The sequence below is a fragment of the Aminobacter sp. MET-1 genome, from assembly GCF_026521175.1.
In the GTDB taxonomy this organism is placed as follows: Bacteria; Pseudomonadota; Alphaproteobacteria; order Rhizobiales; family Rhizobiaceae; genus Aminobacter.
On the sequence record NZ_JAMSHL010000009.1, the window covers coordinates 209,967 to 221,897 of the forward strand.

Here is an 11,931-nt window from a genome sequence, read left to right on the forward strand (position 1 = left end):
GAGCAGCGTCGAGACGACGTTGAAGCGCATCCGCTCCGCGCCCGGCAATTTGCCAACTCGAATTGTTGATTGTGAAGCCGATCGGCTTTGCGCAGGCGAACCGCTTGCCGCTGCGTGCAAGCGGGCCGCCCGATGTCGCGTCGCGGGAGGACAGGGGCGGGGTCGACGCAACACTCAGAGACTCGATTTGCGGATTTGCGCCGGCCGGATGCACCCGCCACATGTCACGATTGTCCGCCCGCCGAACGAGCGGGTCAATTAGCTCGATGGATTGGGCAGGGCAGGCGGCGCTAGACCGTGCCTACTTCGGCGTAATGCCCGAAGTCGGCATAGTGCTGGGTTGAATCCGCCTCGGCCTGGGCTTTGTAGGCGCGTGGCTCTCCGGTCCATTCGCCCTCGAAAATGCCCAACTCCTTACATTTCCAGCAATACGCCTGATATTGCGATCCAGCCGGCGGTGGCGGTGGTTGATAGGCCGGCTCACCACCGGAAACCGGAGCCGACTCCTCGGTCCAATCGTCACCCATCGTCTGTGCACCATCCGGCACAGCATGATCTGTGAGCATCTCGGGGATTTTCGGCCTGTATGCCATTGCACCATCTCCCTGTGGTACCGGCCGGACAATAGCGCGATCGGGGACCGGTTTCCAGCAAAGGGGCAGTCTGGCACCGGCGGAGAACACTGAGAACAAACGCCGGCGCAAGGCGCTACGGAACAGTATCGATTGTCGGCCGAATGGTGGTGGGTAGCCACGCCTGCAAGCCGCAGCTTGCGTCGGCTATTCAAGGCTCTTCGGCAGCGGCAGGCTTGAGCAATTTTGATGCATGTCCCGGGCCAGCTGCTTTCGCTTTTTCGCCTGATGTTCTTTGCCCGCCAGCGCGATGCCCAGACCGTAGGGCCCGCCGAGCATGCCAGCCGAGAAGCTCAAGGTCTGCTTTTCCCCGGCCTCGTAGTCGCGGGCGGCAGCACGGATTTTCACGCATTCCGCCGACCGCCATTTCGGATCTTGCGGAGACAGCGAAGCGGCATACTCGGAGGGCTGCGGTGTCGAGCATGCCGCTAGCGCAACGGGCATCAACACGGCCAGGAACCTTGTCTTCATATCTCACACGCTCCTCTAGGGCGATCCAGCGCACCCCGACTGTCGGGTTCACCCCTGATTAATGTAATGTCAACCCATGTGGGTCCAGGTGCGAGCAGACGGGTGCCGTTCGGCCCTCCGTTTCACCCGCGCCGGCCATTGAGGCGACAATTCTGGGTCGCGGCTCTCGCCGCCGTCCGCTCACCCGGTCATGAATGTGCCCAGGGCGTGCCGATCGGCGGTGTGTCGTGATGTTCGCAGGGCGATCACGATCAGCCTGGGCACGCTTCATCCTGACAGCGCCCAGCACATCCGGACCGCAGCCTTGGCTCCGCGACCAATGACACGTCCAGCGTGGAGCTTCGCAAGCTTCTAATTTTCTTGAGAGATTTTGGTGCCGCTTAGGTGACTCGAACACCTGACCCCATCATTACGAATGATGTGCTCTACCAACTGAGCTAAAGCGGCTTCCAGGCAGCGCAACCCTTTTGGCCGCGCGACGATGTGTGCCTGATAACTTCAAAGCGCCGCGATTGCAAGACGCCTTCTGAGCCTTTTGTCAGACGGCGTAAACGCGCGGCCCGTCTCGATTTGGCATTGTGCTCGGCGGGCCAGAATATGCTCCTGATGGAGCCCTGGCCATGACGGGCAGGGCGCCGCAATCCGTCGCTTATCAGGCCATTCGGCTGTCGGTTCAGGCCGTCAGTCTGGCCTTGGCTTCGGCATACTCCCGGGCCAGACGGTCGACCAGCTCGGTCACCGGCACCACCTTGTCGACGACGCCAATGCCCTGGCCGCAGCCCCAGATATCCTTCCAGGCCTTGTATTTGGCCGCTTCCTCGAAATCCATCTTGGAAGGGTCGGCGACGGCGAGGTTGTCGGGGTCCATGCCCGAGGCGCGGACCGAGCCCTTGAGATAATTGCCGTGGATGCCGGTGAAGAGATTGGAGTAGACGATGTCGGCCGCCTTGGATTCGACGATCATCTGCTTGTAGGCGTCGGCGGCGCGGGCCTCCTCGGTGGCGATGAAGGGCGAGCCGATATAGGCGAGATCGGCGCCCATGGCCTGGGCAGCGAGCACTGCACCGCCATTGGCGATGGCGCCTGACAGCAGCAGCGGGCCGTCGAACCACTGCCGGATTTCCTGGATCAGGGCAAAGGGTGACAGCGTGCCGGCATGGCCGCCGGCGCCGGCCGCGACCGCGATCAGGCCATCGGCGCCCATCTTGATCGCCTTGCGGGCGTGGCGGTCGTGGATGATGTCGTGCAGCACGATGCCGCCATAGGAATGGACGGCCTGGTTGACTTCCTCGACAGCGCCCAGCGACGAGATGACGATCGGCACCTTGTATTTCACGCACAGGCGCAGATCGTGTTCGAGCCGGGTGTTGGAGCGGTGGACGATCTGGTTGACGGCGAAGGGCGCTGCCGGCCGGTCCGGATTGGCAGCATCGTGAGCGGCAAGGTCTTCCGTCACCATGGCCAGCCATTCGTCGAGCTGCGCCTCGGGGCGGGCGTTGAGTGCGGGGAAGGAGCCGACGATGCCGGCCTTGCATTGCGCCAGCACAAGCGGCGGGTGCGATATGATGAACAGGGGCGCGCCGACAACGGGAACGCGCAGCTTCTTCTTGAGGATGTCAGGCAATGCCACGTGTCGCTCCCGTCATTTTGACGTTTCCGTAAACGTCACTTCTATACCAGATCGTGCCGGGGCGGCAATGCGCCGGTTCGCGCCGACGGTGACGGGGCGAACAGGAGGCTCACGGGCAATGCCGGAACACTAGGGGAATGCTCGGCGGCATCCGGATTGGCATCATCTGTGGCATCCCCGTTAGCATCCCCATTGGCATCATTGTATTCAGTTTCGCGACAAAACGCCTGCACCGCCGTTGATTGATGCCGTCTGTGTCGCTAACCATCGGCGAAACAGGCGCCGCGCAGAGGGACTTCGGTTGGATTCGATCGAAAAGGCGATCCGGAACGCTTTCGAAAAGGGCGATCCCGAGAACCGCGAATATCGCGAGAAGGTGTACCGCGCGGCCTTTGCCGCGCTGGATCGTGCGCTCAAGGCCAATCCGGCCATGACGGTCGAGGTGGCGATCAACCGCCGCAGGGGACTGCAGGCGAAGATCGCCGAGATCGAATCGGAGTTCCAGCCGGCCGCGCCCGCAGCACCCGAAATGCCGGTCGCACCGCCGCATGTGGCCCCTGACGTCGCAGTGAATGGCAATGGCGGTCGGGCTCCCAGCATTTCGATCGGCGGCAATGGCGGCCGGGTGACGCCAGTCGTTCCCGACATCATGCCGGATGCGCCGATGCCGCCGCCGGCGAAACCCATGGAAAAGTTGAGCCGGCGCGAACGCCGCAAGGCTGATCGCGAGGCCCGTCGTGCCGAGCGGCGCAGACCGTTTGCAGCGATGTTCTTTGCCGTGACGGTGCTGGCCATGGCCGCGATCGGTGTCTGGTGGGGGGTGCAGACCGACCTGTTCAAGTCGGCCGCAGAGCGTGACACGTCGGTGCACAATCGGCCCAAGCAGCTAGAGAGCGAAGATTTTTCGCCGAACGCCGGCAGCGTCGGCCCGGCGAAGCCCGGCGATGTCGACGCGTCGCGCAACTGGATCACCGTCTTCTCGCCTGCTGACGCGGCCGACGTGAGCGCCCCCAACGGCACCACTGCGGCAGTGACCAAGGACGACACCGGCAGCTTCCTGCGCATCAGTTCGGGCACGACAGGCTCGGCCATAAGCTTCGATATCGGCCAGGGCGTTCTCGAAAAGATCGCCGGCAAGCATGCGGTGTTCGACATCGTCGCCCGCGCCGAGGACGGCAAGGAAACCCAGATGGCTGTCGCCTGCAATTTCGGCGAGCTCGGCGACTGTGGCCGCAAGCGCTATCTCGTTGGCTACGAGCGTGGCGAATACCTGTTCGAGATGGACGTGCCCGACAAGCAGCCGGGCGCTGGCGGCTCGATCGCCATCAACGCCGACATCGACAAGGAAGGCAAGGCCGTCGACATCTACGAGATCAGGGTCTCGGTCACCGAATAGGCTTGCTGCGCGACTCAGTCGAGCAGCGCTTGCAGCGTCTCGATGCGGTCGGCTTCGGCCGGCGGCTTGTCCCAGCGCAGGCGCGATATGCGCGGAAACCGCATGGCGACGCCCGATTTGTGGCGCGTCGAGCGGTTGAGGCCCTCGAAGGCGACTTCCAGCACCAGCCCGTTCAACCTGTCGGCGCGCACCGAACGCACCGGCCCGAAGCGCTCGACGGTGTTGTCGCGGACATATTTGTCGATCTGTTTGAGTTCCTCGTCGGTGAAGCCGAAATAGGCCTTTCCCACCGGTACCAGCTCTTCCGCTCCTTCCGCGCCCGACCAGACGCCGAATGTGTAGTCGGAATAAAAGCTCGAGCGCTTGCCATGGCCACGCTGGGCATACATCAGCACGGCGTCGACCGTGTGCGGATCGCGCTTCCATTTGAACCACGGGCCCTTGGGGCGGCCGGCGAGATAGGGCGAATCCAGCCGCTTGAGCATGACGCCTTCGATGATCGGATGCGGCGGTTCGCGCCGCATCGCCTCCAACTGATCCCAGCTGTCGAAGGCGACCAGCGGCGACAGGTCGAAGCGGTCGGGGTCGAGCGCGGCGATGAAGGCTTCGAGGCGCTCACGGCGCGTCGTAAAGGGCAGCTCGCGCAGGTCTTCGCCATTGAGCTGCAACAGGTCGTAGCAGCGCACGAAGGCGGGATAGCGGTCCTGCATCTTGACTGACACGGTCTTGCGGTTGAGCCGCTGCTGCAGGTCGGAGAAGGTGCCGGTCGCTTGGCGCGGCACACCGACCAGCAGCTCGCCGTCGAGGGCGGCATCGAAATCCATCGCCGCCACCACGTCGGGAAAGGCACCGGAAACATCGTCGCCGGTGCGCGAGTAGAGCCGGCGGATACCGCCCTCCGACACCGCCTGGACGCGGATACCGTCCCATTTCCACTCGGCGGCATAATCGGTGGGGGCGAGTTTTTCCAGGTCGCCGTCACTGACTGGGTTGGACAGCATGACCGGCCGGAACAGCGCCTTTGCCACCTTCTCGGGTTTTGGTGCCGCGCCTTCCAGCCAGGCGAACAGGCCGGTGTAAGGTGACGTCAGGCCATGCCACAGCTCCTCGATCTCGGCGACGTCGACGGAGCCGAGGTCGGCCAGCGCCTGCTTGGCGAGGCGCGCTGAGACGCCGATACGCAACCCGCCGGTGACGAGCTTGATGATGGCGAAACGGGCCGAGGTCCCGGCCTGGTCGAGCAGCCGGGCAAGCACTGCCGGGCCGTCTGAGCGGCTGGCGGATTGCAGTTTTTGCACGACCTCGGCGAGCGTGATGTCGTGGTTGGGCCGGGTTTCGGGTGCCTCAGGCCAGACCAGTGATACCGTCTCGGCAAGGTCGCCGACATAATCGTAGGAATAGCCGAACAGCACAGGGTCCATGCGTTCGGAGACAAGCTGGCGCAGCATTGCCGGCTTGACCGAGGCAATGTCGAGCTCGCCGGTAAGGGCGGCAAGGGCCAGTCCGCGGTCGGGGTCTTCGACGGTGCGGAAATAGTCGGTGAGCAGCTTCAGCTTGCCGTTGCGGGACGGCGTCAGCACGAGGCGGTCGAGGAGTTCGGCGAAGCGGTTCATGGGGTGAAGGCTCGCCTTGAGGCGCGAGCTTCGTCCCACCCCCCTCTGGTCTGCCGGCCATCTCCCCCGCAAGGGGGGAGATCAGTCTCGTCGCCGGCGGCGCTCGTCTTGCGACGCTGCAGCGAAAAAACTTGCAACGCCGGTGATTGGCTGGTCGGGCGATGACAGCGTGATCTCCCCCCTTGTGGGGGAGATGGCCGGCAGGCCAGAGGGGGACGCTGTCCCGCGATGTCTTCCGTTTGGCCGCTTCCTACAATTCGAGCAACCCAGCCGGGCGCGACAGGCCAGGGGCGTGGAGGCAGAGGCGCAAGCTTGTCCACCATCAATCTCCCTCATCCTCATACCCGACCAGATGCAGTGGCCGTGCCGCGATCCCGTTGAGTTCGCACCAGCGCACCAGTGCTTCCTCGCGGCCATGGGTGACCCAGACCTCGCCGGCGCCCGTTTCGGTGATGGTGGCGGTCAGCTCGTCCCAGTCGGAGTGGTCGGAGATAACGAGCGGCAGTTCGACGCCGCCTTGCTTGGCGCGCTGGCGGATGCGCATCCAGCCGGATGCGAAGGCGGCGAGCGGATCGGGGAAGCGGCGGGACCAGCGGTCGGCGAAAGTAGACGAGGGCGCGACGACGATGGCGCCGGCGAAATCGGCCTTGACAGCGTCTTCGACGGTTGCCGGTCGGAGGTCGCCGAGGTCGACACCCTGGCTCTGGTAATATTCGCTGAGCCTGGTCATTGCCCCGTGGATGTAGATCGGCTTGTCGTAGCCCTGGTCGCGCAACAGCCTGATCACGCGCTGCGCCTTGCCGAGCGCATAGGCGCCGACGAGATGGGCGCGTTCGGGAGACTGCTTGGTGGACCTCAGAAGCTTGCCGATCTCGTCGGAGGCGTCAGGATGGCGGAAGACGGGCAGGGCGAAGGTCGCCTCCGTGATGAACACGTCGCAGGGCACGACCTCGAAGGCAGCACAGGTCGGGTCCTTGGCGCGCTTGTAGTCGCCTGACGCGACGATGCGCATGCCGTTGCGCTCGACCGAAATCTGGGCCGAGCCGAGCACGTGGCCAGCCGGGTGGAACGATACGGTGACGTCGCCGAGCCTGATCTTCTCGCCCAGCGGCATCGCCTGGCTGGCGCCGGCAAAATCCGGTCCGCAACGGATCGCCATAATGTCGAGCGTCTCGCGCGTCGCGAGCACCTTGGCGTGACCCGGGCGGGCATGGTCGGAATGGCCGTGGGTGATAAGCGCGCGGTCGACCGGCCGCACCGGGTCGATGTAGAAATCGCCCGGCGAGCAGTAGAGCCCTTCGGGACGGGAATGGAGGAGGTCACTCGGCCGCATCCCCTCAAGATAGGCATTTGCCGCTTGCGTGGAAGCCCGGTTTGGCAGTAATGCGCGCCATCCTCCTCATCATGGATGCCGCGCTTGACGCCGTTGCAGCTCTCTTCCAACGACCTGCTTGCCGACCGGCGGGCGGACTATGCCGAAATGCTGTTTGGTTCGGGCGACCATGCCGCCGCCGCCGAACTGATGCTTGGGGCGCTCGAACTGGCGCCGAACTGGGCGATGGGCTGGTTCCGGCTGGGCGAGATGCAGGAAGCGGCCGGCCAGAAGGAGGCAGCCGCCGAGGCGTGGCGCATGTCACTGAAGCTCGAGCCGGCCGACCGGCCAGGTGCCACGCTCAAGCTGCAGCTGATCGGGGCAGCCGCGGCTGCCGACAGCCCACCGAGCGCCTTTGTCGAAACGCTGTTCGACCAGTACGCCGAAAAATTCGATCACGCGCTGGTCGAGACGTTGCATTACCGCGTGCCGGAACTGCTGGCGGCGGCGATCGGTGCTACGGGGCACAACACGTTTGCGCATGCGGTCGATCTCGGCTGCGGCACAGGCCTGATGGGCGTCAAGCTGCGGCCGGTGGCGGAGCGCCTCGACGGCTACGACATCTCGGCCGAGATGCTGCGCAAGGCGCGTGACAAGGGCGTCTATGACAATCTGATCAAGGCCGATTTGCAGGAGCTGGAGCCAGTGGGGCAGACGGCCGATCTCGTCACTGCGGCCGATGTCTTCATGTATCTCGGCGCGCTCGACCGGGTGTTTGCCAGCGTCATGAAGATGCTGGCGCCGGGGGGCATCTTTGCCTTTTCGGTCGAGAAGTTTTCGGGTGCCGGGCCGTTCGAGTTGCAGGCCTCGCGCCGCTATGCCCATTCCGAAGCCTATGTGCATGGCCTCATCGCCGCTGCCGGGCTGAAGCTGGTGTCGCTGGACGCCGCGATTATCCGTCAGGACCGCCGCGAGCCGGTCGAGGGCCTGATCGTGGTGACCGAGCGGGTGGCCTAGCGCCGGCTGCTGCTCGGGCTGCCCAGCATGCCGCGCGAGCGCAGCGGCTTTTCCGCCGGCTTGGCGGTGGGGGAGACCTGTTGCTGCAAGGCTTCCAACTGGGCCTGAAGGTCGCGGACGAGTTTTTCCAACTCGCTGATGCGGGCTTCGTGGGAGATTGCGTCGGTCATGCGGGTGGTCCTGAATTTGGCTTCCCATCTGATACGGCAGTGCTTCGGATGCAAGCCTGTTGCTCCGCGATCCGGGTATCTTGATCCCTTTTTGTTCCAGATTTCGCTTGGCGTAACCTGTTCCCCGCGCTAGGCATGGGGCGTGACGAGCCAAGCGCGACTGGAGACGAATTCGACCGCCGCCATGCTGCCGGAACCATTCGTGCGATGGTTCGCTGAGCGCGGCTGGTCGCCGCGTGCCCATCAGCTCGACCTGCTCGCCAGCGCCCAGCAGGGCAATTCGGTGCTGCTGATCGCGCCGACTGGCGCGGGCAAGACGCTGGCCGGGTTCCTGCCGGCGCTGGCCAATCTGGCGATGCGGCCGAAGAAACGTCCCGGCGAGCCGCAGCGCGGCGTGCATACGCTGTACATTTCTCCGCTCAAGGCACTCGCCGTCGACATCGAGCGCAATCTCGGCAAGCCGGTCGACGAAATGAACCTGCCGATCACGATGGAGACGCGCACCGGCGACACGCCGCAGCACAAGCGCGCTCGCCAGAAGCTGTCGCCGCCCGATATCCTTTTGACGACACCGGAGCAGCTGGCGCTGCTGATCGCTTCGCCCGACGCTGACCGCTTCTTCAACGGCCTGCGTTATCTCGTGCTTGACGAGCTGCATTCGTTGGTGACCTCCAAGCGTGGGCACCTGCTGTCGCTCGGGCTGGCGCGCCTCAGGGCCTTCGTGCCCGACCTGCAGACGATCGGGCTGTCGGCGACGGTGGCCGATCCGGACGAGCTCCGGCGCTGGCTGGTGCGGCAGCACCCGCCAGGCGAGATGGCTGACCTCATCACTGTCTCAGGCGGCGCCAGGCCCGAGATCACAATCCTCGATTCCGAGGAACGCGTGCCGTGGTCGGGGCATTCGGCGCGTTATGCCATCCCCGATGTCTATGACGCGATCCGCCGGCACCGGACGACGCTGTTGTTCGTCAACACCCGCAGCCAGGCCGAGCTTTTGTTCCAGGAACTTTGGCGCGTCAACGACGACAATCTGCCGATCGCTCTGCATCACGGCTCTCTCGACGTCGGCCAGCGCCGCAAGGTCGAGAAGGCGATGGCCGACAATGTGTTGCGCGCCGTCGTCGCCACCTCGACGCTCGACCTCGGCATCGATTGGGGTGACGTCGACCTGGTCGTCCATGTCGGCGCACCCAAGGGTGCGAGCCGTCTGGCCCAGCGCATCGGCCGCGCCAACCACCGGATGGACGAACCCAGCCGGGCGATCCTGGTGCCCGCCAACCGCTTCGAGGTGCTGGAGTGCCGGGCGGCCCTCGAGGCCAATTATCTCGGCGCGCAGGACACACCGCCGCTGATCGACGGCGCGCTCGACGTGCTGGCGCAGCATGTGCTGGGCTGCGCCTGTGGCGCACCCTTTGACGCCGACGAGCTTTATGCCGAGGTGACGGGCGCCGCCCCCTATGCCGGGCTCGACCGCGACAGCTTCGACCGTGTCGTCGATTTCGTCGCCACCGGCGGTTACGCGCTGCGCAGCTACGAACGTTACGCCCGCATTCGCAAGACCAAGGACGGCAAGTGGCGAGTGTCCAATCCGCGCATCGCCCAGCAATACAGGTTGAATGTCGGAACAATCATCGAAGCGCCGATGCTGAACGTGCGCTACACCCGCGCCAAGGGCAAATCGGGCGCGGGCACCGCAGCCGCGCTGACGCTGCGCGGCGGGCCGGTGCTCGGCAAGATCGAGGAGTACTTCGTCGAGACCTTGTCGATCGGCGACATGTTCATGTTCGCCGGCAAGGTGCTGCGCTTCGAGGGCATCCGCGAGAACGAGTGTTATGTGTCGACGGGCGGCAGCGGCAACGTGCTGGTGCCGTCATATGCCGGCGGCAAGTTCCCGCTGTCGACCTATCTCGCCGACCAGGTGCGCGGCATGCTGGCCGACCCCGCGCGCTGGAAGGCGCTGCCGGAGCAGGTGGCTGACTGGCTGCGCATCCAGCAGGAGAAGTCGGTGCTGCCGCGCAAGGAGGATCTCCTCGTCGAGACTTTCCCACGCGGCGAACGCTTCTACATGGTGGCCTATCCCTTCGAGGGCCGTCTGGCACACCAGACGCTCGGCATGCTGTTGACCCGCCGGCTGGAGCGCATGGGCGCGCGGCCGCTGGGCTTCGTCGCCACCGACTACTCTCTGGCCATCTGGGCGCTTGGCAATCTGGGCGCGATGTTCAAGGCCAAAAAACCGTCGCTGGCCGAGCTGTTCGATGAGGACATGCTGGGCGATGATCTTGAGGCCTGGCTCGCCGACAGCTGGCTGCTCAAGCGGACCTTTCGCAATTGCGCCGTGATTTCGGGGCTGATCGAGAAGCGTTTCCCCGGCCAGGAAAAGAACGGACGCCAGGTGACGGTTTCGGCCGACCTCATTTACGACGTCTTGCGCAGCCATGAGCCCGACCACATCCTGCTCAAGGCGACACGGGCGGATGCCGCGAGCGGGCTGCTCGATGTCAGGAGACTGGCTGAGATGCTCTCGCGCATCCGCGGGCGAATCGTGCACAAGATGCTCGACCAGATTTCGCCGCTGGCGGTGCCTGTCATGCTCGAGATCGGCAAGGAGCCGGTCAATGGCGAGGCGCACGACTCCCTGCTGCTCGAGGCAGCGGACCTGATCGAAGAGGCGATGGGAAGCGCATGAACATAGCCGCGCGCGATCTGACCAGGGAAGGCTGCGAGACCATCGCCATCGCTGGCGTGCGCGCCGCTTGTGACTGGCGCGGCGTGGTGCATTTCCCAGAACTCGACCTGCTCGTCGTTTCCGACCTGCACCTGGAGAAAGGCTCGTCGCACGCCCGCCGTGGTCGGCTGATCCCGCCCTACGACACGGCAGCGACGCTGCAACGCCTGGCCGAGGTGGTCGAGGACTACGCGCCGCGCATCATCGTCAGCCTCGGCGACAGTTTTCACGACGGTGAGGGTGCAGCGCGCTTGCCCGAGCCGTTTCGCGACAGCCTGACGGCGATGATGAAGGGCCGGAACTGGTTCTGGATCGCGGGCAACCACGATCCCGACGCGCCGGCCGATTTGCCCGGCGAGACAGTCGAGGAGCTGGCGGTCTCAGGCCTGGTGTTCCGCCATGAGCCGTCGAAGGGCCACGCCGCGGGCGAGATCGCTGGCCACTTGCATCCTTGCGCGCGCATCGTCCAGCGCGGCCGCTCGGTCCGCCGCCGCTGTTTTGCCAGCGATGGCGAACGGCTGGTGATGCCGGCCTTCGGCGCTTTCACCGGTTCGCTCAACGTGCTCGACCGGGCCTATCGCGGCATGTTCCGCGATGGCGCGCCTACCGCGTATATGATCGGGACGAGCCGGGTGTACCCGATTGCCGGGTCGCTGCTCAGGCCGGGGTGATTTCCGACGTGACGGCCATTCAACCGCCGAGTGCCGGAGATCGACGCTTAAGCGCGACCAGGCTGGATCGCCGCCGCGTCAATCCTTCCTGAAGATGATCCTTCCGAGCCATCCGGTGAACATTGCCAGCCCGATGGCAAAGAGGCCGTAGCCGAAGCCGTGGTCGGAGGCGAAGCGGAATATGGTCTGCTCGAAGCCCGACTTGACGATGGCGAGTTGGGTCGAGGTTTCCTTGATGAACAGGCCGTTGCGGAACAGGAAGGCGCGCGCCTTGTGGGTGCCGACGGGCACGTT

11 protein-coding genes and 1 tRNA gene are annotated in these 11,931 nt (G+C 65.0%); 4 read left to right on the plus strand and 8 right to left on the minus strand.

Translation table 11 applies throughout. The features are described 5' to 3' along the window. Positions 1-290 precede the first annotated feature (290 nt). From NDO48_RS15385 to NDO48_RS15400, 4 genes are all read right to left on the minus strand, one after another. The gene (locus NDO48_RS15385) at positions 291-593 is read right to left on the minus strand and encodes a hypothetical protein (protein ID WP_026226871.1); all 303 of its coding nucleotides are present in this window, start codon (positions 591-593) and stop codon (positions 291-293) included. A gap of 186 nt (positions 594-779) precedes the next feature. Continuing rightward, on the minus strand, positions 780-1,103 hold the full coding sequence (locus tag NDO48_RS15390) for a hypothetical protein (protein ID WP_040456521.1): 324 nt from the start codon (positions 1,101-1,103) through the stop codon (positions 780-782). Positions 1,104-1,474: 371 nt separating this feature from the next. Continuing rightward, positions 1,475-1,550 (minus strand) — tRNA-Thr (locus tag NDO48_RS15395). A gap of 226 nt (positions 1,551-1,776) precedes the next feature. After that, a complete protein-coding gene (locus tag NDO48_RS15400) occupies positions 1,777-2,733 on the minus strand; it encodes an NAD(P)H-dependent flavin oxidoreductase (protein ID WP_267321741.1) in 957 nt (318 codons plus the stop codon). A gap of 301 nt (positions 2,734-3,034) precedes the next feature. On the opposite strand from NDO48_RS15400, the gene NDO48_RS15405 reads away from it, so the two are divergent. Then, positions 3,035-4,129 (plus strand): hypothetical protein, encoded by a 1,095-nt coding sequence (locus NDO48_RS15405; RefSeq protein ID WP_267321742.1) that lies wholly within the window; start codon positions 3,035-3,037, stop codon positions 4,127-4,129. 14 nt (positions 4,130-4,143) lie between these two features. Here NDO48_RS15405 and NDO48_RS15410 read toward each other — a convergent pair whose 3' ends face one another. Further along, positions 4,144-5,742 carry a cisplatin damage response ATP-dependent DNA ligase gene (locus NDO48_RS15410; RefSeq protein ID WP_267321743.1) on the minus strand — a complete coding sequence of 533 codons (1,599 nt, stop codon included), beginning with the start codon at positions 5,740-5,742 and terminating at the stop codon, positions 4,144-4,146. A gap of 322 nt (positions 5,743-6,064) precedes the next feature. Continuing rightward, positions 6,065-7,075, minus strand: coding sequence for a ligase-associated DNA damage response exonuclease (locus NDO48_RS15415; RefSeq protein WP_018426433.1), 1,011 nt, complete (start codon positions 7,073-7,075; stop codon positions 6,065-6,067). Between the two features lie 75 nt (positions 7,076-7,150). Here NDO48_RS15415 and NDO48_RS15420 point away from each other — a divergent pair, with 75 nt between their 5' ends. Further along, the gene (locus NDO48_RS15420; RefSeq protein WP_018426434.1) at positions 7,151-8,071 is read left to right on the plus strand and encodes a methyltransferase domain-containing protein; all 921 of its coding nucleotides are present in this window, start codon (positions 7,151-7,153) and stop codon (positions 8,069-8,071) included. On the opposite strand, the gene NDO48_RS15425 is transcribed toward NDO48_RS15420, so the two are convergent. Further along, on the minus strand, positions 8,068-8,241 hold the full coding sequence (locus NDO48_RS15425) for a hypothetical protein (protein WP_018426435.1): 174 nt from the start codon (positions 8,239-8,241) through the stop codon (positions 8,068-8,070). The two genes, NDO48_RS15420 and NDO48_RS15425, sit on opposite strands and share 4 nt — an antisense overlap. A gap of 184 nt (positions 8,242-8,425) precedes the next feature. Here NDO48_RS15425 and NDO48_RS15430 point away from each other — a divergent pair, with 184 nt between their 5' ends. Together NDO48_RS15430 and pdeM are read left to right on the plus strand one after the other, a co-directional pair. Beyond that, positions 8,426-10,927, plus strand: coding sequence for a ligase-associated DNA damage response DEXH box helicase (locus tag NDO48_RS15430; protein WP_018426436.1), 2,502 nt, complete (start codon positions 8,426-8,428; stop codon positions 10,925-10,927). Next, the gene (pdeM, locus tag NDO48_RS15435) at positions 10,924-11,637 is read left to right on the plus strand and encodes a ligase-associated DNA damage response endonuclease PdeM (RefSeq protein WP_267321744.1); all 714 of its coding nucleotides are present in this window, start codon (positions 10,924-10,926) and stop codon (positions 11,635-11,637) included. Before NDO48_RS15430 ends, pdeM begins: the two co-directional genes overlap by 4 nt. 78 nt (positions 11,638-11,715) lie before the next feature. On the opposite strand, the gene NDO48_RS15440 is transcribed toward pdeM, so the two are convergent. After that, positions 11,716-11,931 (minus strand): TIGR02186 family protein (locus NDO48_RS15440; protein ID WP_267321745.1); only part of this gene is annotated, 216 nt, incomplete at its 5' end.